The organism is Nonomuraea helvata (assembly GCF_039535785.1).
GTDB lineage: Bacteria > Actinomycetota > Actinomycetes > Streptosporangiales > Streptosporangiaceae > Nonomuraea > Nonomuraea helvata.
Map to the genome: position 1 here is coordinate 1943366 of NZ_BAAAXV010000001.1, position 23694 is coordinate 1967059.

18 protein-coding genes are annotated in these 23694 nt (G+C 70.2%); 8 read left to right on the top strand and 10 right to left on the bottom strand.

Annotated features, from left to right (window positions below; all coding sequences use genetic code 11):
* Positions 1 to 288: 288 nt before the first annotated feature.
* The 5 genes from ABD830_RS08925 to ABD830_RS08945 are packed head-to-tail and all read right to left on the bottom strand — an operon-like array spanning position 289 to position 7370.
* The gene (locus ABD830_RS08925; protein WP_344986020.1) at positions 289 to 3066 is read right to left on the bottom strand and encodes a DUF5682 family protein; all 2778 of its coding nucleotides are present in this window, start codon (positions 3064 to 3066) and stop codon (positions 289 to 291) included.
* Entirely contained in the window at positions 3063 to 4178 is a 1116-nt protein-coding gene (locus ABD830_RS08930) for an ATP-binding protein (RefSeq protein WP_344986021.1), read from the bottom strand. The genes ABD830_RS08925 and ABD830_RS08930 overlap by 4 nt, the downstream gene beginning before the upstream one ends.
* 11 nt (positions 4179 to 4189) lie before the next feature.
* The gene (locus ABD830_RS08935; protein ID WP_344986022.1) at positions 4190 to 5500 is read right to left on the bottom strand and encodes a VWA domain-containing protein; all 1311 of its coding nucleotides are present in this window, start codon (positions 5498 to 5500) and stop codon (positions 4190 to 4192) included.
* Positions 5497 to 6882: a hypothetical protein gene (locus ABD830_RS08940; protein ID WP_344986023.1), complete on the bottom strand. Its 1386-nt coding sequence runs from the start codon at positions 6880 to 6882 to the stop codon at positions 5497 to 5499. The genes ABD830_RS08935 and ABD830_RS08940 overlap by 4 nt, the downstream gene beginning before the upstream one ends.
* On the bottom strand, positions 6879 to 7370 hold the full coding sequence (locus ABD830_RS08945) for a hypothetical protein (protein ID WP_344986024.1): 492 nt from the start codon (positions 7368 to 7370) through the stop codon (positions 6879 to 6881). The genes ABD830_RS08940 and ABD830_RS08945 overlap by 4 nt, the downstream gene beginning before the upstream one ends.
* A 153-nt stretch (positions 7371 to 7523) precedes the next feature.
* Here ABD830_RS08945 and ABD830_RS08950 point away from each other — a divergent pair, with 153 nt between their 5' ends.
* From ABD830_RS08950 to ABD830_RS08960, 3 genes are all read left to right on the top strand, one after another.
* On the top strand, positions 7524 to 7676 hold the full coding sequence (locus ABD830_RS08950) for a hypothetical protein (protein WP_344986025.1): 153 nt from the start codon (positions 7524 to 7526) through the stop codon (positions 7674 to 7676).
* Positions 7640 to 8143, top strand: a complete 504-nt coding sequence (locus ABD830_RS08955) for a GntR family transcriptional regulator (RefSeq protein WP_344986026.1) — start codon at positions 7640 to 7642, stop codon at positions 8141 to 8143. Before ABD830_RS08950 ends, ABD830_RS08955 begins: the two co-directional genes overlap by 37 nt.
* Before the next feature lie 377 nt (positions 8144 to 8520).
* On the top strand, positions 8521 to 10182 hold the full coding sequence (locus tag ABD830_RS08960; protein ID WP_344986027.1) for a glycosyl hydrolase family 18 protein: 1662 nt from the start codon (positions 8521 to 8523) through the stop codon (positions 10180 to 10182).
* A 115-nt stretch (positions 10183 to 10297) separates the two neighbouring features.
* On the opposite strand, the gene ABD830_RS08965 is transcribed toward ABD830_RS08960, so the two are convergent.
* Both ABD830_RS08965 and ABD830_RS08970 read right to left on the bottom strand, forming a co-directional pair.
* Complete coding sequence (locus ABD830_RS08965) at positions 10298 to 11080, bottom strand: alpha/beta fold hydrolase (RefSeq protein WP_344986028.1); 783 nt, start codon at positions 11078 to 11080, stop codon at positions 10298 to 10300.
* A gap of 27 nt (positions 11081 to 11107) precedes the next feature.
* Positions 11108 to 11671: a permease gene (locus tag ABD830_RS08970; protein ID WP_344986029.1), complete on the bottom strand. Its 564-nt coding sequence runs from the start codon at positions 11669 to 11671 to the stop codon at positions 11108 to 11110.
* Positions 11672 to 11895: 224 nt separating this feature from the next.
* On the opposite strand from ABD830_RS08970, the gene ABD830_RS08975 reads away from it, so the two are divergent.
* Positions 11896 to 14589, top strand: a complete 2694-nt coding sequence (locus ABD830_RS08975; RefSeq protein WP_344986030.1) for a helix-turn-helix transcriptional regulator — start codon at positions 11896 to 11898, stop codon at positions 14587 to 14589.
* Positions 14590 to 14662: 73 nt separating this feature from the next.
* Here ABD830_RS08975 and ABD830_RS08980 read toward each other — a convergent pair whose 3' ends face one another.
* From ABD830_RS08980 to ABD830_RS08990, 3 genes are all read right to left on the bottom strand, one after another.
* Entirely contained in the window at positions 14663 to 15517 is an 855-nt protein-coding gene (locus ABD830_RS08980) for an aldo/keto reductase (protein ID WP_344986031.1), read from the bottom strand.
* Between the two features lie 616 nt (positions 15518 to 16133).
* Positions 16134 to 16580, bottom strand: coding sequence for a hypothetical protein (locus ABD830_RS08985; protein ID WP_344986032.1), 447 nt, complete (start codon positions 16578 to 16580; stop codon positions 16134 to 16136).
* A 93-nt stretch (positions 16581 to 16673) separates the two neighbouring features.
* Positions 16674 to 17318: a DUF6461 domain-containing protein gene (locus ABD830_RS08990; protein WP_344986033.1), complete on the bottom strand. Its 645-nt coding sequence runs from the start codon at positions 17316 to 17318 to the stop codon at positions 16674 to 16676.
* Between the two features lie 381 nt (positions 17319 to 17699).
* Between ABD830_RS08990 and ABD830_RS08995 the strand changes: the two genes are divergently transcribed.
* From ABD830_RS08995 to ABD830_RS09010, 4 genes are all read left to right on the top strand, one after another.
* Complete coding sequence (locus ABD830_RS08995; RefSeq protein WP_344986034.1) at positions 17700 to 17969, top strand: hypothetical protein; 270 nt, start codon at positions 17700 to 17702, stop codon at positions 17967 to 17969.
* A gap of 81 nt (positions 17970 to 18050) precedes the next feature.
* Positions 18051 to 18797 (top strand): TetR/AcrR family transcriptional regulator, encoded by a 747-nt coding sequence (locus ABD830_RS09000; RefSeq protein WP_344986035.1) that lies wholly within the window; start codon positions 18051 to 18053, stop codon positions 18795 to 18797.
* Entirely contained in the window at positions 18797 to 21775 is a 2979-nt protein-coding gene (locus tag ABD830_RS09005) for an AfsR/SARP family transcriptional regulator (RefSeq protein WP_344986037.1), read from the top strand. Before ABD830_RS09000 ends, ABD830_RS09005 begins: the two co-directional genes overlap by 1 nt.
* Positions 21776 to 22101: 326 nt before the next feature.
* Positions 22102 to 23688 carry a sulfatase family protein gene (locus tag ABD830_RS09010; RefSeq protein ID WP_344986039.1) on the top strand — a complete coding sequence of 529 codons (1587 nt, stop codon included), beginning with the start codon at positions 22102 to 22104 and terminating at the stop codon, positions 23686 to 23688.
* The last annotated feature ends 6 nt before the right edge of the window (positions 23689 to 23694 follow it).

Genomic DNA, 23694 nt, shown 5'->3' on the forward strand with positions numbered 1-23694 from the left:
CTGCCCCCGACCGGCACCGTCTGCCGCCCCTGACCTCGACCGGCACCGCTCGCTGCCCCTGCCCCCGACCGGCACCGTCTGCCGCCCCTGACCTCGACCGGCACCGCTCGCTGCCCCTGCCCCCGACCGGCACCGTCTGCCGCCCTTGACCCCGACGCGCGCCCATCACGGCCTGCCACGCGGGACACCGCACTCCATCACCTGTCACCACCCGGCAACGGCCTCCCGCTGTCGGCAGCTCCGGGGAGGGGCCGCCGACAGCAGGAAGGCCGCAGGAGTACGGGCCGGTCAGGCGAGCAGGCCGGCGACCGCCAGGGCGGGCTCAGGGTGGCGGGGCTCAGGGTGGTCGGCCAGGAGCACGGCCACCTCCCGATGGCCGGGGCCGGCCGTCGCCGGAGCCTGCCACGAGCCCTCGCACCCGAGCAGCCCCGCCACCGCGTCGCACGCCGCCGGATGCCCCATGAGCAGTTCGGCCACCGGCCCCGAGGCCACCGGTGCGGCGGGCGCGGCCGCGGCGGGGCGGGCCGACCAGGGCGGCACCCAGCCGTCCACGGCGCCCAGCGTGCCGGGGAACGTGCGCCCCGCCTCGCGTACGAGCACCGGCACCAGCTCTGGCGCCTGGTCGCGCAGCGCCGTGATCAGCTTCGGCAGCCAGGGCAGCAGCACCCGGTCGGGCAGCCGCCCGAACGCCTTCGAGACGACCTCCACCACGAACCCCGACAGGGCGGGAACGGGCTCCATGGCCTGGACGAACCCGATGATGTAGTGCGGGAACGACGGCACGACCAGCGGGTTGGCCAGCAGTTCGTCGCACCGCTCCCGCAGCTCGGCGTGCGACAGCAGCCCGAGCTGGGACCGCGCCGCCCACAGCAGCGCGACCTTGGCCGGCGACTCGGGGTGGGACTGCTGCACGGCCAGCTCGAGCTGGGCCCGGTCGCAGCCGAGTGAGATCGCGAGGCTCTCCATCGAGAACAGGAAGCCCAGCATGGCCGCGACCTGCCGCACCCCGGTGTCGTCGTCGACGAAGGCGGTGGGCAGCAGCGTGCAGTAATGCGCGTATCCGGAGGTCGCGAACTCCTCGCACCAGGCCGGCAGCTCCGGCTCGTGGGCGCGGTAGTACGCCATCAGCCGCCGGATCCTGCGCAGCACCTCGGGCGCATCGTGCACGCTCCGCTCGGAGGCGAGCAGCTGCACCGCCCGTGCCCCCAGCTCGTCGGCGAAGCGCCGGCTGCCGAGGAAGATGACCGCGTCCTCGACCGCCGCCAGCGCGACGGCCGCGGTGGCCTTCGGATCCCACACGGAACGGCGCAGCCGCTGCTCCACCACCTGCTCGATGGTGACGCCCTCGTAGCCCAGCTCGATGATCGAGCGCTGGTGCTTGCCGAACGCCAGGTCCCAGCTCTCCTGGATGGAGCGCTCCCCCAGCCCGCGCTGGCCCATGATGGGGCGTACGGCATCCGAGGGCAGCAGGTAGCGCAGCTTCCACAGCAGGTCGGAGCAGGGCCGCAGCTCGGGGTTGGCGTTGAGGTCGAGCAGCGCCCGCTGGATCGTGCGTTTCTCCAGGTCGAGCCCGAGCGGCGCGAGCCGGTCGTAGACGTCGCGGGCCAGCGGCGGCATCGCGTCGTAGCCGACCTCGCCCACGCGGTCGCCGCCGAGCAGGATCTCGCACAGCCGCCGCACGTCGCGGCGGCCCGGCACGACGTCCTTCTCGATGCACGTGACGGCCGCGTCCTGGAAGTCGTACGGGGTGGGCCTGACCCGGTTGCGCATGCCGGCCAGCAGGATCGACGTCTCGAAGACGGCGATGGCGTCGGCGGTGCTGGACAGGTAGCCGTTGCGGCGGGCCAGCCGGACGATGTCGACGCTCCAGCCCAGCAGCTCGGCCTCGTCCAGCTCGTCGAGCGCGGGCGGCTTCGACAGGAACCCGGTCAGCCGGTCGGTCACCTCGGCGGGAGCGACGGGCGCGGGCAGTTTGGCAGCGCGCTTGCGCGCGCCCTTCTGCCCGGCCAGCTGGAACGGGGTCAGCTTGCTCCGGGTCAGCGACTTGGCCCACGTCGCCGCCGCGATCGACACCGAGCCCGAGGCGAGCCCGAACTGGGCCTCGATGGCCGAGTGGCTGGACGGGATGAGCCCGTACAGCCATTTCGTACCGGTGCGCGGGCTGATCTCGAAGGTCGCCGTGGACCTCACCCCGAACTGCTCGACGCGGCTGGCGGCGTGGAAGGCGCCGCACACGTACAGGCAGTCGGCGGGGTCGGCCCCGGACGCGGCCAGGTGCTCGCGCATCCTGGTCCACATGTAGCGCTCGCGGTCCTCGTCCACGGACACCCGGCCGCCGTCGCGGTCGAGGCGGCGGAACAGGCTGCCGATCAGCACCATGACCTGGCGGTAGGTGTCATAGTCCGCCCCGGCGAGCGGCTGCTCGACGTACTGGTCCCACCACTCCGACCAGTGGCGCACCTTGCCGTGGTGGAGCAGGTGCTCCTCCAGCTCGGCGAAGCGGGGGCGCAGGTCGCCGATCTCGACGCCCACCGCGTCGCCGTGCAGGCCGGACTCCTCGGCGTGCTCCTGCTTGTCCGGCTCCTCCTTCGGGGCCCACTGGAAGACGTGGTCGGTCGACCTGTCGACCAGCACCAGCTCGACGCCCGGGGTCTCCAGCGCGTACGAGATGGCCTGGTATTCGGCGGACGCCTCCGTGATGGGCGCCACCACGCTGAGCGGCGCCCACGTCGAGGGGAAGCCGTCGATCTCGGTGGCGAACGCCTGCACCGCCACCGGCAGCCGGCAGTTGCGCAGCTCGGTCAGCAGCGGCTGCAGGTCCTCGCAGAGCTCCAGGTAGATGACCTTCGGCTGCTTCTCCCGCAGTCTGCGCACCATGGCCAGCGCCGAGGCCGGCGAGTGGTGGCAGACCGGGAAGATCTCCAGCTCCTCGCGCAGCGCCCGGTCCACGTCGTCCACCAGCCCGGACAGGATGTCCGAGACGGCCACCGGGCTGTCGGCGAACGCGGCGGCGGCGTCGAGGAGCTGCTCGCGGAGCGAGGTGAAGGGGCTCGTCTGTCCGGTCATGAGAGCGTGGCGATGGCCTCGCGGCCGCCCTCGAGGAACTCCGGCCACTCCCCGCCGTCCTTCTTGCTGCGGGGCTCGACGACGCCGTGCCAGTACTTGTTCAGGATCGCGAGATCCTCGGGGGTGCGCCTGGCCAGCGAGCCGACCAGGGAGCCGGCGAGGGTCTGCGCGCGCAGCGTGCGGTCGCCGAAGAAGTTGCTGTGCAGGATGGCGTCCTCCAGCACGCCGATCTGCTCGGCCGTGGACAGGGCCGACTCGAGCTTCTCGTCGTCGCTGGTGGCCGACGCGGCGGCCGAACGCAGGTCGGCGAAGCTCTGCAGCAGGATGTCCAGCAGCGTGGGCGGGACGTCGAGCTCGATCCGGTGCCGGCGCAGCAGCTCTTCGGTACGGAAGCGGACGATCTCGGCCTCGCTCTTCTTGTTCGTCACGACGGGGATGCGGACGAAGTTGAAGCGGCGCTTGAGCGCGGACGACAGGTCGTTGACGCCCCGGTCGCGGCTGTTGGCGGTGGCGATGATGGAGAAGCCGGGCTGGGCGAAGACGATGTTGTCGTCGTCGAGCTCGGGGATGGAGACGTACTTCTCCGACAGGATCGAGATGAGCGCGTCCTGCACGTCGCTGGTCGAGCGGGTCAGCTCCTCGAAGCGGCCGATCACGCCCGTCTCCATCGCCGTCATGATCGGCGAGGGGATCATCGAGTCGCGGGACTGGCCCTTGGCGATGACCATGGAGACGTTCCACGAGTATTTGATGTGGTCCTCGGTCGTGCCCGCCGTGCCCTGGACCACGAGCGTGGAGTTGCGGCAGATGGCGGCGGACAGCAGCTCGGCCAGCCAGCTCTTGCCGGTGCCCGGGTCGCCGATCAGCAGCAGGCCCCGGTCGGAGGCCAGGGTCACGATGCTGCGCTCGACGAAGCTGCGGTCACCGAACCACTTCTGCGGGATCTCCCTGTCGATCCCGTCGGAGCGCTCGGAGCCGAGGATGAACAGCCGGATCATGCGAGGGCTCAGCCGCCACGAGAACGGCTTGGGGCTGTCGTCGATCGACTCCAGGTAGTCGAGCTCCTCGGCGTACTTCACCTCTGCGGGGGCGCGCAGCATATCGTCACTCATCAGGGGGTCTCCTAAGCGAGGAAGTTCTTGAGCTCGAAGACGAGCTTGCGGATGTGGCCTGAGATCACCGGGGTGCCCAGGTCCTTGAATTTCTTGCGGAACCACGGGTCCACGCTCTCCTGGCCCGAGCTGTTGACCGAGCCGACAGGGATGAACTTCACCCCCGAGCGGTAGACCGCCTCGATGCCGTCGTAGAGGGGCTGCGAACGGTCGAACTCGTAGAAGTCGGAGATCCACACCATCACGGTGTTACGCGGATCGCTGATCTTCGGGCGGGCCATGGCCATCGCGACCGGGCCGTCGTTGCCGCCGCCGAGGTTGGTACGCAGCAGCACCTCGAACGGGTCCTGCACCCATGGGGTCAGGTCGATCGCCCGGGTGTCGTACGCGATGAGGTGCACGTCCACCTTCGGCAGCCCGGCGAAGATCGACGCCAGGATGGTGCAGTTGACCATCGAGTCCACCATCGAGCCCGACTGGTCGACGACCACGATCAGGCGGGCCGGGGTGGTGCGGCGCGCGGTCTGCCGGTAGTAGAGCCGGTCGACGTAGAGGCGCTGGTCTTCCGGGCTCCAGTTGGTGAGGTTCTTCCAGATGGTCCGCTCGATGTCGAGGTTGCGGAAGACCCGCTTGGGCGGCACCGACCGGTCGATGACGCCCGCGCTGGTCTGTTCCACCTGGGTACGCAGCGCCTCGGCGACCTCGTCCACGTATCTGCGGATCAGCGCCTTGGCGTTGGCCAGCGCGACGCCCGACAGGTTGGACTTGTCGCGCAGCAGCTGCTCGATGAGCGACATGCTGGGGGTGAGCTGCTTGGACAGCGTCGGGTCGGCGAGCACCTCGCGCAGGTGCATGCGCTTGACCAGGTCGCCCTCCAGCCCGGCGAGCACCCCTGCCAGCTCTTCGTTGCCCGGGCTGTGCCGCAGCCCGCCGGGCCCGCAGCCCATGCCGCGCTCGAACCAGGCGGCGTCCTGCTTCCACGCCTCCAGCTGGCCCGCGGTGACGTTGCCCGAGCCCGTGGCGAACACGTTGAGCAGCAGCTTGGAGACCAGGGCCGCGCGGCGGACCTCGTCTCCCTCCTCGTGGTCCTGCTCCGCCATCAGGCCCTCGAACTCGGCGGCCAGGTCGGGGAAGCGCTGCACGAGGTTGTCGACCGAGATGCCGGGGTCGAGCAGGGCCGGCGGGAGGCCGAGGTCGTCGACGATGGCCACGCTCGCCCGCTCCAGGGTGGGCTGCTCGTCGGAGCTGAACAGGCGGGACAGCAGCCGCCAGTAGAGCACCTGGCGCCGGGTCTCGTCGGAGGTGGTCTGGGAATCGGTCATTTGCGCAGCAACCGCCCCGCTCGCTCGCGGAGGACGGCGACCACGTCGCCGGCCTTGGCCTCGGCCTTGACGACCTTGGGGTCGGTGGGGCCCATGGCCCAGTCGCCGGTGTGCGCGGTGACGGGCTTCTTCTTGACCGTGGCCTGCACGGCGAGTGGCTGCAGGAGCCACTGCCCGCCGTCCCAGCGCATCAGGCCGATGCACGCGGAGGAGGCCGACACCAGCTCGGGCGTGAGCGGCCCGCAGGACGGCAGCCGGTCGAGGGCCACCGGGAGCGTGTTGCCGCCCAGGTCGAGCGTCTGGCCGTGGATCGTGTAGCCCTCGAGGAACACGGGCTCCGCGATGCGTACGGGATGGCGGTCGAGGGGCGGGGTCGGCGGCGCCTCGGCCGCGGCGAGCTGGAGCCGCGCGGTCGCGAACGGGTCGGCCGCCGCGCCGGCCTGCGCGCGGTCGTCGTGCCACACCAGGTCGCCGCCGGGGAGCAGCGGCAGATCGGTGACCTCCAGGCTGAGGTGCCCGGCCAGCGCGCCCATGAGCACCGGGTGGTCGCTCATCAGCCGCCACACGGACGGGCCGGAGATCGTGTCCACCTTCGCGGCCGCCACGCTCGTGCGCACCAGCTTGGAGGGAGCGCCGCCGGCGGGCTCGAGGATGCCGTGGACCTGCACGCGTATCACGGTGGCGTGCTCGTGGACGTCGGCGCCCAGGATCAGCAGCCGCCCCGAGACCGGCTCGGCGGCGCCGTGCCAGGTGCCCTTCTGGGACAGCAGCAGGGCGCGCATCCACAGATCGCCCCACCTGCGGGCGGGGACCACGTCCATCGTGGCGACCGGGCACGACGCCCGCAGCTCCGCCGCGAGGCCGTCGAGCAGCACCGCCAGCCCACGCAGCTCGGGCACGGCGAGCAGCGCCTCGATCGCCTGGTCGGAGGAGGAGACGAGGTCGTGGTCGACGCCGCGCCAGCCGGTGATGGCCAGCTCGCGCAGCCAGCCGCGGGCGCCGGCCAGCACGCTCCCCGGCTCGCCCGCGCCTCCGCCGGCCTCCCAGGCCCCGCGGGCGCGGCCCAGCGCCGTGTCGAGCCGGGCGAGCAGGGCGTCGTGCACCGCGCCGAACAGCGCGGCCCGCCCACCGGCCAGCACCGCGAGGTGCTCGTCGCCGATCGATCCCGCGGCCACCTTCTCGGCCGCCTCGCCGATCCGGTCGCCGAGAGGGCTCGCGGCCAGCGCGCCCGCCAGGGCGGCCAGCGCCGCGGACGCCTCCTCACCGAGCCGGGCGAACCCGTGGGTGAGCGCGCCGTCGAACCCCGCCACCAGGTCGAGCGCCTCGCCGACCCCCGCGGGGGTGTCGCCGAGCAGCTCACCGAGCTGTACGTCCAGCATCATTGCACCGCCTCTGTCGCCGGGAACCAGTGCAGCTCGGCCAGCGGCTCCGTGCTGGCGGGCACCTCGAGGTAGGCGAGGTGGCGCAGGAACCGGCTGAACACCACGGCAGCGGGGGTGCGCTCGACCGGCCCGTTGATGGAGGACATCAGGTACTGCCCCTCGGGCACCTCCACCCCCAGGTAACGGGCCACCCGCTCGAGCCCGTACTGCAGGACCGCCTCGTCGGCCAGTTGGTGAATGTGCTTGCAGGCGTAGCCGTGCAGCGCGCCGCACGGCCGGTTGTTGTTGGTGCTGCAGCTCAGCGCGTGGGTGCCGGCGGTGATCGACGAGACGTAGACCCGCTCGATGTCGGACCCGCTCGACACGACCCCCTGCAACCGCCCGTCGGCCAGCTCGACGAAGGGCACCTTCGCCAGCTTGCGCGGCTTGACAGGCGGCACCATCTGCACCACGCTGCGCTGCTCCCACGCGGCTCTGTCCGCGTCCACGACCTCAGACCCTCCCGCCCCGGCCGGCTCGCGAGCGCAGGCGGGAGTGCCCGCACCGGCGCGACCGGCTGATCAATTGATCCGGGAACTTACCCGACCCGACCGACAGAACGGGGGCCAAACGATCAAAGCGCGAGGTCGGTCCGTACGGCTATGGACGAGTTCGCCACACGCCACGTCGAGTTCGCCCCCTGGGACGGCCGGCTGTGCGGCCGCGGATTGTCGATAATGTTCTCGACCAGCAACCAGCGGCCGGTCGAGGCGGACGTGTGCGAGACGTTCGAAGAACTGACGGGGAGGGGCTGATCGAGATCCTCCGGAACAAGGGGGCCCGCGTCCGTGCGGTCTCGAAGGCGGAGGTCATCGAGATCACGGAGGTGCGGATGGTGCTGGAGGGCCTAGCCGCCGCCAAGGCCGCCGAACGTGTCACGACCGAGCAGGCCGCCCGGCTGCGCGAGATCGTCGCGGAGATGCGCGCCGCCGTGGAGTCGAACGATCTCGACCGGTATGCGGGGCTGAACGAGTCCCTGCACGCCAAGGTCCGCGAGATCGCCGGCCACCGCACGTCGGCGTCGATCATCGAACGGCTCGGGGCGCAGGTGGTGCGGCACACGTTCCGCCTGGCCCGGCAGCCGGGGCGGGCGGCGGTGTCGTTGCCGCAGCACGAGCTGATCGTGGCGGCCATCGTCGCCCGCGACCCCGGGGCGGCCCTGACGGCCATGCAGCGGCATCTCCGCAGCGTCGCCACGGCCCTGGAGGCGAGCGCCGACTGACCTGTCCGCCTCCATCAGGTGGTCACGGAACCACTCCCCCAGCCCGGCCGCCTCGGCAGCCCGCTGAGACTCCATGATCAGCGCGCTCAGCCCTTTGGCCAGCACACTCCGCAGCAGCTTGCGAGCGGCCGCGTCCCCGGGCGGCGCACCTGCGGCGCGAGGCCGTGGGCGAGGACACGGCCTACTTCGCCGTAGCCGAGCAGCGCCACCTGAGGTCCGTTCATGAGCGTCCTCTCCACCCCGGCAGGGGCCACATTTCATGCATTGACGTCTCCGCAGGCGGAGGCTAACGTCGTCTCATATCTTAAAGGAAACTTTCCTAATAGTTTCCTGGCATCCCGCCCCCCATCCACCCCCCAACCGGATGTCGGAGAGCCATGAGACACAGCACCCTGAGCAAGATCCTGGTGGCGTTACTGCTGCCCCTCACCGCCGTGGCGGTCGCCCCGCCACCGGTCTCGGCCTCGGTCTACGTCGCGGCGGCCGAGTGGGCGCCGTGGACGGCGTACACGGCCGGCACGCACGTCACGTACAACGGCGTCGAGTACGAGTGCATCCAGAGCCACACCTCCCAGCCCGGCTGGGAGCCCCCGAACGTCCCCGCCCTCTGGAAGCCCGCGACCGGCGGCGGCACGGACACCACCGCTCCCTCGGTCCCGGGCAACCTGCGCTCGACCGGCGTGACCAGCAGCAGCGTCTCCCTCACCTGGGACGCCTCCACCGACAACGTCGCCGTCACCGGCTACGAGATCTACCGAGGCGGCACCCTCATCACCACCGTCACCGGCACCACCCACACCGACACCGGACTGACCGCCAACACCGCCTACACCTACACCGTCCGCGCCCGCGACGCCGCCGGCAACCGCTCCGCCAACAGCAACGCCATCACCGCCACCACGACCGGCGGCGGCGGAGGCGGCGGGAACAAGGTGCTCGGCTACTTCGTGCAGTGGGGCGTCTACCAGCGCGGATACCACGTCAAGAACATCGACACGAGCGGCTCGGCCGCCAAGCTGACCCACCTCAACTACGCGTTCGGCAACGTGCAGAACGGCCAGTGCACGATCGGCGACAGCTACGCCGACTACGACCGCTTCTACCAGGCGAGCGAGAGCGTGGACGGCGTGGCCGACACGTGGGACGCCGGCGCGCTGCGCGGCAGCTTCAACCAGCTGCGCAAGCTCAAGAAGAAGTACCCGAACCTGAAGGTGCTGTTCTCCTTCGGCGGCTGGACCTGGTCCGGCGGCTTCACCCAGGCCGCCCAGAACCCGACGGCCTTCGCCAACTCCTGCTACAACCTGGTCGAGGACCCGCGCTGGGCGGACGTGTTCGACGGCATCGACATCGACTGGGAGTACCCGAACGCCTGCGGCCTCACCTGCGACGCCAGCGGCGCGGCAGCGTTCAGGAACGTCATGTCGGCGCTGCGCTCGCGCTTCGGCTCCGGCAACCTGGTCACGGCGGCCATCACCGCCGACGGCACCAACGGCGGCAAGATCGACGCGGCCGACTACGCCGGCGCCGCTCAGTACGTCGACTGGTACAACGTCATGACGTACGACTACTTCGGCGCCTGGGCGGCGCAGGGCCCGACGGCCCCGCACTCGCCGCTCACCTCCTACTCCGGCATCCCGATCGCCGGTTTCTACTCCGACAACGCGATCCAGAAGCTCAAGAGCAAGGGCGTGCCGTCGAGCAAGCTGCTGCTCGGCATCGGCTTCTACGGCCGCGGCTGGACCGGGGTCACGCAGGCCGCGCCGGGCGGCACGGCCACGGGAGCGGCGCCGGGCACGTACGAACAGGGCATCGAGGACTACAAGGTGCTCAAGACCCGCTGCCCGGCCACCGGCACGGTCGCGGGCACGGCGTACGCGTACTGCGGCGGCCAGTGGTGGAGCTATGACACGCCGAGCACGATCGGCGGCAAGATGAGCTACTCGAAGAGCCAGAGTCTCGGCGGCGCGTTCTTCTGGGAGCTCAGCGGCGACACCACCAACGGCGAGCTGGTCACGGCCATGAGGAACGGCCTGGGCTGACAGTGATGCTGTAGGTGAGCGCCTTCCCGCCAGGGTCTGCCCCATGGGCTGACTGACCTCGAGGTCCTCAACGGGATCGGTCGGCCCTGGCCGGAAGGCGAGCCCGCCACTCCGATCAGAAGACGTTCTTCAGGAAGGGCAGCAGAGCCTCGGCCGTACGCTCGGGGAACTCCGACATCGGGTAGTGGCCGGCGTTGTCGATCACGACGGCCTGCCCGCGGAGCAGCGACGCCTGAGTCTGCGCCTCGGCCGCCGGGTCGGGGAAGTCGGGGTCCTTGGCACCCATGAGGACCAGGGCCGGGCAGCGGACCTGGGCGATGGCCTGCTCGGCGTCCGGTTCGCGATTGAGGAGCATGGTGCGCATCGCCTCGTGCCGTTCGGGGTCGCGCAGCATCGCCACCAGCTTGGCGCGGTGGTCGGCCAGGTCGTCGGGCTTGGCGGTCTGATGTGCCATGGCGTAGTAGAGGCTCCACAGCCGCGGGGACGAGGCGATCAGCCGGACCAGCGCGCGGACGGCGACGTTGAGGGGGACGGCTCTGATGAACCCGTCGATCGGGACGATGCCGGCCACCCGCTCGGGCGCCTCGGCGGCAGCGCGGACGATGCCGCCCCCGGCGTAGGAGTTGCCGAGCAGGACGGCGGCGGGCGCGTCCAACTCCTCCAGCAGGGCCACGATGTCACCACCCACCGCCGACTGGGAGTAGTCGTCCCATCCCGCCGACGACTCCCCGTGGCCGCGCAGGTCCATGGTCACCACCTGATATCCCGCCTCCACCAGCGGCGGGCGCAAGAATCGGTAGGCCTCGCGGGTGTCTCCCAGGCCGGGCACGCACACCACGAGCGGCCCTTCACCGACGGAGTCATAGGCCAGGCAACCGCCCGGAACGTCTACGAACATGTCACCACCTTCCCCCTGGCTGAGGACCTAACTGAGGACATCGACGGCGAGGCCCAGCACGAGCAGCAGGGCCATGACGCCGCCGGAGACGATCGCGCGCCAGGTGCTCGCGGCGCGTTGCCGTACCGAGCGGAAGTACAGGACAGCTCCGGCCACCAGCAGCACCCCCTCCACCACCGCCGTGGCCCACGGGACCTGCCACAGTCCGAGGCCGAGCAGCGGCAGGCCGCCGGCGTTACCGGGCAGCAGGGGCAGGTCGGCGCGGTGTACGAGCAGGTCGAGCAGCCAGTGACTGAACACCACGGCGCCCAGCACCCACCCGGTCCTGCGGCCCCACCGCCATGCGCTGAGGCTGCCGTACAACGCGGACAGCAGCAACGCGCCCAGCAGTGAGTGGGTGTACCGCGCGTCGATCAGCGCCTCGCCGTAGGTCCCCGGGGCGACGGCCTGGAAGGACTCGATCCCGCCCGCCAGGTACAGGACCACGAAGATGACGTCGAGGAACTGGGTGGCGAGCATGAGCGACCACAGCGGGACGCGCGACTGGGTCGCCTTGACCGCGGCGGCCAGACCGAAGTGTCCGACGAACATTCAGCGTCCCTTCCTGGAGTCCGGTCCGGGGGTGCGAGTGGCCCAGTGATCCAGCCACCCGCATAGCACGGCAAATAACAGCAGAAAGATCAAGAAATCCACACGTTTCTCCCTATGTCGGCGCGTCTCCATGCGCCTGCGTCTTGCAGTACGACGGTAGAGATCGGGAGCGTCTGCCCGGTATCGGACGATTGTCTGGTGACGCGGGACGCTACATTCTGATCGTGCTGTGGGGACGGGAGAAGGAACAGGCGGCGATCGATGCGCTGATCGCGCAGGCCAGGGGCGGCCGGAGCGGGAGCCTGATCCTGCGGGGCGAGCCCGGGATCGGCAAGTCCGCACTCCTCGACCACGCCGCCCGGTCCTCGGAGGGCATGCGTCCGCTGCGCGGCACCGGTATCGAGACCGAGGCAGAGCTGCCCTTCGCGGCGCTCCACCTGTTGCTGCGCCCGGCCCTTGACCGGATCGGCAGGCTTCCGGCGCCGCAGGCCAGGGCGCTGGAGGGCGCGTTCGGTCTCGCCGCCGCACCGGAGGACCGGTTCCTCATCGGCCTGGCCGCGCTGTCGCTGCTCACCGAGCTGGCCGAGGACGGTCCGCTGCTCTGCCTGATCGACGACGCCCAGTGGATGGACCGGTCGTCGGCCGAGGCGCTGCTGTTCGCGGCCCGGCGGCTGCACTCGGAGGGCATCGCCCTGCTGTTCGCTGCCAGGGACGCCTTCCACGCGCCCGGGGTGCCCGAGTTACGGCTCGAAGGCCTCGACCGGCAGGCGGCCGGCGATCTGCTGCGCGAGCACGCGCCCGGTCTGGGCCCCGCGGTACGGGAGAAGATCCTCGCCGAGAGCGGTGGAAACCCGCTCGCGCTGATCGAGCTGCCCCGGGTGTCGGATTCGCCGCACCACGTGCAGGGACCGCTGCCGCGCCGGATCCAGGAGGCGTACGAGGCGCGGATCGCCGTCCTGCCGCCGGACAGCCAGACGATGCTGCTGGTCGCCGCCCTGGACGACGCCGAGGACCTCGATGTGGCCGTCCGCGCGGCCGGGAAGCTGAAGGTCGATGCCGCCGCCCTGGGCCCGGCCGAACGCGCCGGTTTCCTGTCCGCCGCCGGCGGGCGGCTGTCCTTCGGCCATCCGCTGATGCGCACGGCGGCGGCGCGGCGGGCGACCTACGACGAGCGCCTGGCCGTGCACCGCGCCCTCGCGGCCGTGCTCGACGACGAACAGGACGCCGACCGCCGCGCCTGGCACCTGGCCGCGGCCGCGACCGGCCGGGACGAGCCGATCGCCGCCGCGCTCGAACAGGCCGCCGGCCGCGCCCGCGAACGCGCGGGCCACGCCGCGGCCGCCGCCGCCCTGGAGCGGGCGGCCCGGCTCACCCCCGGCCTGGCCGAACGCGCCCGACGGCTGGCCCTGGCAGCCGAGTCCTCCGCCGACGCCGGCGCCCTGGAACACGCGCAGGTCCTGGCCGATCAGGCGCGGCGGCTGGGCGACGACCCGCTGACCCTCGTCCGGCTGGCGGGCCTGCGCGGCCGGATCGCGTTCGATCGGGGCGCCGTGCAGGACGCCCACCGGATCCTCCTCGACGGCGCCGCCTCCATCGCCGATCTGGACCGCAGGGGCGCGGCGCTCCTCCTGCTGGATGCGGTACGCAACGCGTGGTACTTCAGCGATCCGGCGGCCGTCGCCGAGTCCTCCGCGCGACTCGCCGGCCTGCCGCTGACACCGGAGGACGGGCTGGATGGGTTCGTCCGGGCAGCTCGCGCTATGGCCGACTTCCTGGCCGGCGACCTGGACCGGGCGCTCCCGCCGTTTCGCGAGCTCATCGCCGCGGCCGCGGCGATTCCCGCCGGCATGACGGCCCTCAGGATCAGCATCTGCTCACTGGCCGGGATATCGGGCGACTTCGACAACGGGCTCGCCATCGCCCACTCGGCGATCGAGGAATGCCGAGCCGACGGCATGATCGGGCTGCTGCCGCTCGCCCAGGCGGTGCTGGCGATCCACCAGATGTACCTCGGGCGGTTCCGCGACGCCGTCACGACCGCGACCGAGGGACGCCGGCTCGCCACCGACATCGGCCAGACGCACCGCATCGCACACTTCGAGAGCGTCATGGCCATGGTGATGGCCGTCCAGGGCCGGGAGCAGGACTGCCGTGAGCTCGCCGAGCGGACGATCGCGCACGTCACCGCTCATCCGGTGGCGACGATCGTCGGCTGGGCCGAGTGGGCGCTCGGCCTGCTGGATCTCGGCCAAGGCCGCTTCGAGGCCGCGCTGGGACGCTTCGAGGCCGCCGCCCGCGGGGCGCTCCGGCACCAGATCATGCCCATCTACTTCGCTCCCGACCAGATCGAGGCCGCCGTACGGCTGGGTCGGCCCACCCGCGCCGCGCAACCGCTCGCCCACTTCGAGTCCTGGGCCACGGCCGCCCGCCATCCGTGGGCGGACGCCGTGCTGCACCGCTGCCATGCCCTCCTCGCCCACGACGACGAGGCGGAGCGGCATTGGGAGCAGGCCGTGCAAGCGCACGCCGATGCGAACCGGCCCTACGAACGGGCCCGCACCGACCTGCTCTACGGTGAATGGCTGCGCCGCGCCCGCCGGAAAACCGAATCCCGGGCCCGGCTGCGCGCCGCGCTGGAGACCTTCGAACGCGTCGGAGCCCGCCCATGGGCCGAGCGGGCACGCGCCGAACTGCGCGCGGCGGGTGAGACCGTGGCCCAGGGCTCCCCCGATCTGCTCGCCTCGCTCTCACCCCAGGAACTGCAGGTGGTACGCCTCGCCGCCACGGGGGCCACCAACCGCGAGATCGCCGCCCAGCTGTTCATCAGCCCCAAGACCGTCAGCCACCACCTGTATCGCGCCTTCCCCAAGCTCGGCGTCACCACCCGCACCGAACTCGCCCGCCTCGGCGTGGGCTGAACGTGAGCGGAGCCTCACGGCCGAGCTGACCCGCCACGGCGGGCCCCTCACAAGGGCCCGCCAAAAGGGCCCGTCAGCGGGTGGCGGTCAGCTCGCTCACCTGCTCGGCCGTCAGCTCCACGGTGGAGGCGGCGAGGTTCTCCTCCAGGTGGGCCACCGTGGAGGTGCCGGGAATCGGCATCGTCACCGGCGAACGGGCGAGCAGCCAGGCCAGGCTGACCTGCGCGGGCGTGGCGCCGACGACCTTGGCGACGTGGTCGACGGGACTCCCCGGAGCCGCCAGCGCGCCCTTGGCGATGGGGCTGTAGGGGATGAACCCGATCCCCTGCTCCTCACAGTGCTCCAGCACGCTCTCGGAGAACCGGTTGGTGAGGTTGTAGCGGTTCTGCACGGTGACGATCTCGACGACGCGCCGCGCCCGCTCCAGCTCCTCCACGCTCACCTCCGACAGGCCGACACTGCCGATCTTGCCTTCGTCCTGCAGCGCCTTGAGCTCGCCGAGCTGGTCCTCCAGCGGCACCTCCGGGTCGATGCGGTGCAGCTGGAGCAGGTCGATCCGCTCCAGGCCGAGCCGGCGCAGGCTCATCTCGACCTCCTGCCGCAGGTACGCGGGCCGGCCCACGACCACCCACTTGCTCGGCCCCGTGCGTACGAACCCGGCCTTGGTCGCGATCAGGAGCTGCTCGGGGTAGGGGTGCAGCGCCTCCCGGATGATCTCCTCGCTGATGTACGGCCCGTACGAGTCGGCGGTGTCGATGAAGTCCACGCCCAGATCGACGGCCCGGCGCAGCACCCGGACGGCCTCGTCGTGGTCGCGGGGCGGCCCCCAGACGCCGGGCCCGGTCAGACTCATGGCGCCGAAGCCGAGGCGGTGAACGCTCTTGCCACCGATGGGGAAGGTGCCGGTGGACTGGAGCTCAATGGACATGCGGAACACTCCGTCAGACGTCGGAACATCACTTCAGTACCAGCATGACGAACTCGTCCGCGGCACCGGCCACCCGGCTCCGCCGCCAGGGCAAGAGGACGGCCGTGCCGATCAGCAGGACCCCGGTGACCGCGACCGCGGTGCGCACGCTCGTGACTCCGGCCAGCACCCCCCCGGAGGGCCGTGGCGGCGGCGATGGCCGCGCGCCTGCTGATGGCCCAGGCAGTGCTTGGAAGGAGAGCGACTTCATGGGACCCCCGTGGGAGCGCAATGCATACAGCGGGTCGTGGTTGACCGGCTGAGCCGGACAGCGGTTGAACGATCACCCGGCGCTCCAGATGTCTCAACGTCTCGACGAACAGGGGCGACAAATACTCTCCCGGCTTGCACGCACACTTGCTGGCGCTTGGCCCCTGGCAGCCAGAGCAGTCCACCACCATCCGAACCCCCATATCCCACTCGGCCTGACCACAGACCAGGAGGAAGGCCTGCAATCACGCAGGGTCACCTCAACCTGCTCAAATTCTTTAGCTTCGAGGGTACGGTCCCGGGTGGGAAGAGCGCTGATCCCATCGAGAGCTGCGCTCTTTAATATTGAGACAGGATGGGGCGTTTCCTATGGCGATGCGGCCCAGAACTGTATCTTCAACAGAGTGAAGCCAACTATGTCTGGCGTGAATTCTTCATGCCCGAGGGACTTGCGATAGATTCTGGCGTTCCAGATTGTGTCCTGCCGGCCGAGGTCGAATTCTTCGCCGTAAGACGTTCCGCCGGAAGTACCGCTCATAGCGGTTACTATGCCAGAGGTAAAGCGTACGCTTCCGGTCCATGTCCTGTCCCAGGAGGCGAGAAGAGGAGGTGTCTCGTCCCAGAGTTCGTATTTTATGAGACATCTCTCGCTCCGGTTCTCGTTAATCGCGATCCCGTTTTCGCCCGTCTTGACCCATTCCGTCGGGTCGGTGCTGATGTCGTAGAGAGCCCACGTCGTCTCGGCATCTGAGATACCTCTAAGATACTCCGATATCTCAATTGGGTCGAGTAATTGGGCGATAATGTTTGCCATCGATTGTGATATTCCTATGTGACACACATGTGTCGCACGGCACTCGCGCTGCCATCCGGCGACTATCGGAATAGGTAAAAAGTACGCGCCAGGCTAGAAGATGTATCCTGACGCCGTCTCGCTGTCAGGCATGTGAAGATCGGCCATTGACAGGAAATGCCGGGGGCTCTCCATGAGCTGCCGGCCAAACGGGACGTCCACAAGGTGGGCGGCAACAGAGATCGCCCGGAGCACTCGGGCTGTTCCTTCGCTTCCCGCATTTTCCTCTAGTTCGAGATCTTCATCCTCCTCCCAGTCCGCACCATCCACCGGAAGGAGCTCTGCGGCGGCTAACTGGGGCAGCAGGGCGTCAGGCGCACTGCCCCCTCTACCCGCTGGATCCATGATATGGAAACCACAGACAAGAGTCCCGTTGTCGACATAGGCGAATTTGGGCGACCCGATGAAGTCAACTACGATGGCGATACGGGTATCCTGCGACAGCAGGGTGGCAATCCTTTTCATATATCCCGTGTGTCCGTCGCATTCGAGCATGATCGAGCCCTTCCCAGCATCATGCAAGCTCGCGATGAAGCGCTGATCTGCATCCTCCGCCTCGATGACTTGTGCGTTCGCAGAGGAAAGCAGCGCATCCTTGATCGCGTCACCAGGCTTGTCGGCGACAAAGGTGAGACAGAAGCCGCGAATCCAGTAGTGACTGAACTCATCTGCGAACCATTGGTAGTTGTCGCTGGCCATCGCTCACCCATCTCCGGTCAAAGCCCGACATGCTGGAAGTGCCGCGCCTTGTATGGACGCGCCACTTCCAGCATATCTTAGGTACGACTATTTCGACTCAGCCGATCCTCAGTCGTCATTGGCAGGAAAGTTGAGACCATCCTTATCCAGCCAGAGTGTGTCGTTGTCCAGGATCCGTTCGTTGTGGAGCCAGTTTCCCCATACTGCCGAGCCCCACCCGCCGTTCTGCTGGAGTCGATCACCATCACCGACCAGTTGTTCGAGAATTTTCCGTTGCTGTTTCTGTGCGTTGCTCCTTCGCGCGTCGACTTGAAAGGGAACTCGTCACATTCACCTTGCGGGCCCGGCCGCACGGCTTCCCTGCGCCCGCACAAGGCGGGTTTGGGGCCTTCTCTTGGAAGGACTTGCTGGGCGCTGTACGACCTGGAGAACGACCCGCACGAGCTGGTCAACCTGGCGGGTTTCCCGTCGCACGCCGAGGTGGCGGCACGGCTGCGGGAGCGGCTCGTACGGCGGATCGTGGAGGCCGGCGAGGCGGAGCCGGTCGTCGAGCCCGCGATCGAGCGGCCCGCCCGCCACCAGGCGATGGCCGATCCGGAGGTCCGCCTGCGCGGCCCGAAGCCGGTCCGCTTCGGCCACCAGCGCCCGTAGCCGGGGAACCATTCCTGACCGACTCAAAACTCTGTACGATCTACTCTGTAGGACATACGGAGTTATGGGGGCGCAGGACCGATGTCACAGATTCCGCCTGTCATGGCGCGGATGTGGGGGCGCGAGCCGGCCCCTCGCCGAGGCCCGCGGCCACGCCTCGACCTGGAGACCATCACGGCGGCGGCCATCGCGATCGCGGACGCCGAAGGGCTGGCCGGCGTGTCCATGAGCAGCGTCGCCGTCCGGGTCGGCGTCGCGCCGATGACGCTGTACCGGTACGTCGGCAGCAAGGAAGAGCTCCTGATCGTCATGTCCGACGGCGCCCTCCCCGCCCCGCCCGCGCGAGGCGACCTGACCTGGCGTGCCTACCTGGCCGCGTGGACCAGGGCCAACCGCGAATTCCTGCTGGGCCGCCCGTGGCTGCTCTCCCTCCCGTACCTCACCCCGCCCATGGGGCCGCGGAGGCTGTCCTGGCTCGAGTGCGTCCTGGACGCGCTCGCCGGCACCCCGCTCGACACCGGGGAGAAGTTCAACGTCGCCACCACGCTCTCCGGCTACGCGCTGACCTCCGCCACGACGATCGCCGGCATGCAGGAGCCCGACCCCGGTGACACCGTCGTGCATCCGTCCGACTACGGCGCCATGCTGGCCGAGGTGGTGGAGCCGCACGCCTACCCGGCTCTGTCGGCCGCGGTGCGGTCGGGGCTGCCCGGGGAGGCCGACGACTGGACGGAGGACGGCGACTTCCGCTTCGGGCTCGACCTCCTCCTCGACGGGGTCGCGGCGCTGATCGCACGGCGCGTGTCCCAGGCGGGCGGTGGCCGGTGATGGAGCGCGAGGCACGGTGGGAGTTCCGCGTCCTGGGGCCGCTCGAAGTGCTCCGCGCCGGAGAGGTGATCGAGATCCCGGCGGCCAAGCAGCGCATCGCGCTGGCGACGCTCCTGCTCCACCACAACGAGTACGTCTCGGCCGATCGGCTCACCGAACCGCTGTGGGACGGCAGTGCCCCGGACAACGCCCGGGGCGCCGTACACACGCACATCGGGCGGCTGCGCCGCACGCTCGGTGACGCGGGGAAGCCGATCCAGACGCGAGAGCAGGGCTACCGCATCGAGGCGGGACCCGACGACCTCGACCTGGCCCGGTTCTTCCACCTTCTCGACCTGGCCGCGCGGGCGGCGCGGACGGGCGCCGTCGCTGAGGAGGCCGGTCTGCTGGAGCAGGCGCTGGCGTTGTGGCGGGGGCCGCTGCTGGGCAACGTACCGTCGGAGTCGTTACACCGCGACCGGCTCGCCGGGCTTGCCGAGCGGCGCATCGACGTCCTGGAGCGCTCTTTCGACCTGCGCCTCCAGCTCGGCCTGCACGCCGAGATCGTCGCGGATCTCGCCGCCGCCACGACGGCCCATCCGCTGCGTGAACGGCTCTGGGCCCAGTTCATGCTGGCCCTCTACCGCTGCGGCCGTCAGGCGGAGTCGCTGGAGGCGTACCGGACCGTCGTGCGCCTGCTCCGTGACGAACTCGGGCTCGACCCGGGCGATGAGCTGCGCCGGCTGCACGAGGCCGTCCTCTCCGGCATTTCCGATCTCCAGCTCCCCCTCCAGGGCGAGCGTCCCGCTGAGCCTGATGCCAGGAATGCCCTCGGACCGGAATGGCACGTCCTGAACCAGCTTCCGCCCTCCTCGGCGGACCTGGTGGTCCGTGCCGACGTGATCGCGGCCGGACAGGCCCGCGCCGGCTCTCAGGACGCCGACGGGCTGCCGATCGTGATGTTGTGCGGCCCGCCGGGCGTCGGCAAGTCGGCCCTCGCCGTCGATCTGGCCCATCGGCTCGCGGACCGGTTCCCCGACGGCCAGCTGTACCTGCGGCTGGACGGATCGTCGCCCGGACGTCCACGCGATCCCGCCGAGATGCTCGCGGAGCTGCTGCAGAGTACCGGCACGCACCCGGCCTCCATCCCCGACGGCCTGGAACAGCGCTCCGCCGCCATGCGCGCCCGGTTCGCGGGCCGCCGGATCCTGCTCCTGCTCGATGACGTCGCGGACGTCCCGCAGATCGAGCCTCTGCTGCCGGGCGAGGCACGCTGTCTGGTCCTGCTCACCAGCCGCCGGCACCTGGTGGGCCTGCCCGGGGTCGATGTCGTCAAGATGACACCGTTCAGCGGCGAGGAGTCGCGCGAGCTGCTGGGACGGCTGATCGGACACGAGCGCGTTGCCCGCGAGCCCGCCGCGGCCGACGCCATCGCGGCTGCCTGTGGCTGGCTCCCGCTCGCACTGCGCATCGCGGGAGCACGGCTGGCGGTACGCCCTAACTGGTCGCTGGCACGGCTGGCCGCGCGGCTGCAGGACGAGTCACGGCGGCTGGACGAGCTGGTCACCGACGATCTCGCCGTACGTCCCAGCCTGGAGCTCAGCTATGAAGCGCTGCCGGAGCCGGTCGCGACGGCCTTCCGGCGCGCGGGGTTGCTCAACGGCTCCGACTTCGCCGCGTGGTCGCTCGGCGTGGTGGCGGGCGTCGCGGACGGCGAGCCGCTGGTCGAGCACCTCCTGCGGGCCAACCTCCTGGAAGCCGTCGGCACCGATGTCAGCGGCGAGCCCCGCTACCGGCTGCACGACCTGCTCTCGATATACGCCCGGGAACTGCTCGCGGGCGATGATCCGGCCGACACCCGCACCGCCGCGCGCCGCTACATGGACACTCTGCTGACCCTCGCCGACAGGTGCCACCGGGAGCTGGACGGTCATATCGCTCTGGACGATCTGCGGCCCGTTCCGTACGAGCCGGTGGCCACGCTCCCGGAAGGTCAGGTGGCCGAGCTCACCGACGCTCCGTTGCGGTGGTTGCTCGCCGAGCACCGGCAACTGTTCGACGCCGTCGAACGGGCCTGCGACCATGGCCGGCACGTGCAGGCGGCGGCCCTCATGGACCGTGTCACGCCGTTCCTCGACGTCTACGCGGGCCGACAGGAGATCGAGCGCCTCTTCACGTCGGTCAGGAAGGCCGCGCTGGCCGCGGGCGACGAGCGCCTGGCGTGGCGGGCAGAGTACTACCGCAACGGCCAGACGCTGGCCAGAGGTCTCCTCGCGGAGGCCACTGCCGGACTGCGCCGGTGCGTGGACGCCTTCGAGCGGTTGCCCTCCCCCTACGAGTACGCGCACGCTCTCGGCGCGCTCTCGTTCTGCCTCCACGAGGCGGGAGAGCCGGGCAAGGCCGTGGAGTTGGCCGGCCGGGCGGTGGAGGCGGCGCAAGCCGCCGGGGATGACAGCCTGCTCGCCGCCGCGCTGCGTGACCTCGCCAGCGGGATGTCCGCGCTGGGCGAGTACGACGAGGCCCGCGAGCTCCTCGAGCGTGCCGTGTCCATCGCCCGCCGGCTGGGAGCGAACGCCTCCATCGCGAACATCCTGGGGCGCTTGGCCGGAATCGCGCTCCAGCACGGCGACCCGCCCACCGCGCGATCCGCCGTCGACCAGGCCATCGAGGCGCTGGCGCAGACAGACGACCCCTATGGCGCCGCCTGGCTCCTCTGGCTGAAGGCCAGGACCAGCCTGGCCGAGGACCGGCCGGACGACGGCATCGGCCACGCCGTCCAGGCGCGCGCCCGCTTCAGGCAGCTCGGTGACCAGCGCGGCGAGCACCTCGCGCTGGTCACCGAGGGAGAGGCGCTGGTCGCGCTCGGCCGCGGCCACGAGGCCGCGCCGTTGCTGGACGCGGCCGCCTCGGCCCTGGCCGAGCTGGGCGCGGACCGGATGGCCGACCACGCCCGCGCCGTCGCCAGCGGGATCCCTGACTCTCCGCCTTCGTCGCCGTGACCTCGGCGAGTTCGCGGATCCTCTCCTCGGTCAGCGTGCCGGCGAAGGCGCGGACGTCGTCGACGGAGCCCACGAAGAAGTCGTCCTTCTCGCCGCTGTACTTCGCCCGGCCGATCGTCAGCGGGCGGCGGGAAGAGCGTAGGAATCCGGCCTGTCGTTTCCCTTTCTTCGCGCTGTCGTCCCCGGCCCTCTCACACGCCGAGGTGGCGGCACGGCTCGCTTGCCAGGAAACCTTAAGGATCAATCGGTTGATCACTCCCATTAAGCGCTATTAGCCTGCATTCCACTCGCACCCTCCAACGTTGCAAAGAAGGCAGTCAATGGTGATGACCCGACATATCCGCAGAGCCTTAGCGGTGGCCTCCGCGCTCGTGCTCACCCTGAGCCTGGTCTCGCACGCGGGCGCGGGGGCGGCCGCGGCCGCCAAGCCGCAGCGACCGAACATCATCTTCTTCCTCGTCGACGACATGTCCGCCGACCTGCTCCCGTACATGGACACCGTGCGCGGCCTGGCCGACGACGGCACGACATTCAGCAACTACTACGTGTCCAACTCGCTGTGCTGCCCGTCGCGCGCCTCGATGTTCACCGGCCAGTACCCGCACAACACCGGCGTGGCCACGAACCTGAACTCCGACCGCGGTGGCTACAAGGCGTTCGCGCCGCACGAGCCCAGGACGTACGCCGTCTCGTTGGCACAGGCCGGATACCGCACCGGCTACCTCGGCAAGTACATCAACGAGTACCCGGTGAAGGACGCGAACTACCACGTGCCGCCCGGCTGGGACGAGTGGCACGTGGCGGCGGGCAGCGGCTACCAGGAGTTCAAGTACCAGCTCACCCGCTACGTCAAGGGGGAGACGCCCGCCCTGGACACCTCCGACGGCACGTACCTGGTGGACGAGCTCGGCAAGCGGGCCACGGACTTCATCGCGCGCTCGCGCGCGATGGCCCCGGGCAAGCCGTTCTTCCTGCAGGTCTCGCCGTTCGCGCCGCACTCCAGGCTCAACTACAAGCCGGGCGACAAGGAGCCGCACTTCCCGCCCGCGCGCCGTGACCGGCCCAAGACCCAGTTCCCGGCCGGGGAGTTCCCGAACGGCGACTGCGGCGGGCCGGACTGCAACAGCATCGACGTGAGCAAGCTGCCCGCGTTCGACGAGGACACCTCCGACAAGCCCGCCTGGGTACGTCGCGCGCCGCTCGCCCCGGCCCTGGTCAAGACGCTGCGCAAGGACTTCCGGGACCGGATCCGCATGGTGCAGTCGGTGGACGACATGGTGGAGCGTGTCCTGGGCACGCTGACGGACGCCGAGAAGCGCAACACGTACGTGGTGTTCACCAGCGACAACGGCTTCCATCTCGGCCAGCACCGCCTCGAACGCGGCAAGTCCACCGCCTACGACCATGACATCCGGGTGCCGTTGCTGGTCAAACGGCCCACAGCGGGACGGAACGGCAACGTCGTGACCAACGCCATCGCCCAGAACGTCGACCTGTTCGCGACCTTCCTCGACATGGCCGGGGTCGGCGCGGCCACCCGCGACAGCCGCGACGGGCGCAGCCTGCTGCCGCTCATCCAGGGCAACAAGGCGAAGGACTGGCGCAAGACGGCGCTGATCGAGCACGTCAAGCCCAAGCGTGCCGGATCGGGCGAGACGGATCCCGACGCCGAACCGCTCCAGGCGGGGAACGCGCAGCCGCCCAGCTACGCGGCGGTGCGCACCGCCGGGGAGCTGTACGTCGAGTACGAGGGCGAGGCGAAGCCCGAGTACTACAACACGGTGACGGATCCGAACCAGGAGTCCAACGACCCGGACAACGCCAGGACCGCCGACCTGGGCAAGGTCCTCGACGCGCTGGCGGGCTGCGGGAAGCCCGGCGCGCCGGACTGCTGGACCGCGGCCCGACTCTGACCGGTT

Excerpts from the sequence above, each read along its gene's own strand:
- ABD830_RS08965 (WP_344986028.1), bottom strand. The coding sequence starts at position 11,080 with ATGTTCGTAGACGTTCCGGGCGGTTGCCTGGCCTATGACTCCGTCGGT.
- ABD830_RS09010 (WP_344986039.1), top strand. The coding sequence starts at position 22,102 with ATGACCCGACATATCCGCAGAGCCTTAGCGGTGGCCTCCGCGCTCGTG.
- ABD830_RS08940 (WP_344986023.1), bottom strand. The coding sequence starts at position 6,882 with ATGATGCTGGACGTACAGCTCGGTGAGCTGCTCGGCGACACCCCCGCG.
- ABD830_RS08970 (WP_344986029.1), bottom strand. The coding sequence starts at position 11,671 with ATGTTCGTCGGACACTTCGGTCTGGCCGCCGCGGTCAAGGCGACCCAG.
- ABD830_RS08935 (WP_344986022.1), bottom strand. The coding sequence starts at position 5,500 with ATGACCGATTCCCAGACCACCTCCGACGAGACCCGGCGCCAGGTGCTC.
- ABD830_RS08985 (WP_344986032.1), bottom strand. The coding sequence starts at position 16,580 with ATGGCAAACATTATCGCCCAATTACTCGACCCAATTGAGATATCGGAG.
- ABD830_RS09005 (WP_344986037.1), top strand. The coding sequence starts at position 18,797 with ATGGAGCGCGAGGCACGGTGGGAGTTCCGCGTCCTGGGGCCGCTCGAA.
- ABD830_RS08925 (WP_344986020.1), bottom strand. The coding sequence starts at position 3,066 with ATGACCGGACAGACGAGCCCCTTCACCTCGCTCCGCGAGCAGCTCCTC.
- ABD830_RS08930 (WP_344986021.1), bottom strand. The coding sequence starts at position 4,178 with ATGAGTGACGATATGCTGCGCGCCCCCGCAGAGGTGAAGTACGCCGAG.
- ABD830_RS08950 (WP_344986025.1), top strand. The coding sequence starts at position 7,524 with ATGGACGAGTTCGCCACACGCCACGTCGAGTTCGCCCCCTGGGACGGC.
- ABD830_RS08990 (WP_344986033.1), bottom strand. The coding sequence starts at position 17,318 with ATGGCCAGCGACAACTACCAATGGTTCGCAGATGAGTTCAGTCACTAC.
- ABD830_RS08960 (WP_344986027.1), top strand. The coding sequence starts at position 8,521 with ATGAGACACAGCACCCTGAGCAAGATCCTGGTGGCGTTACTGCTGCCC.
- ABD830_RS08980 (WP_344986031.1), bottom strand. The coding sequence starts at position 15,517 with ATGTCCATTGAGCTCCAGTCCACCGGCACCTTCCCCATCGGTGGCAAG.
- ABD830_RS09000 (WP_344986035.1), top strand. The coding sequence starts at position 18,051 with ATGTCACAGATTCCGCCTGTCATGGCGCGGATGTGGGGGCGCGAGCCG.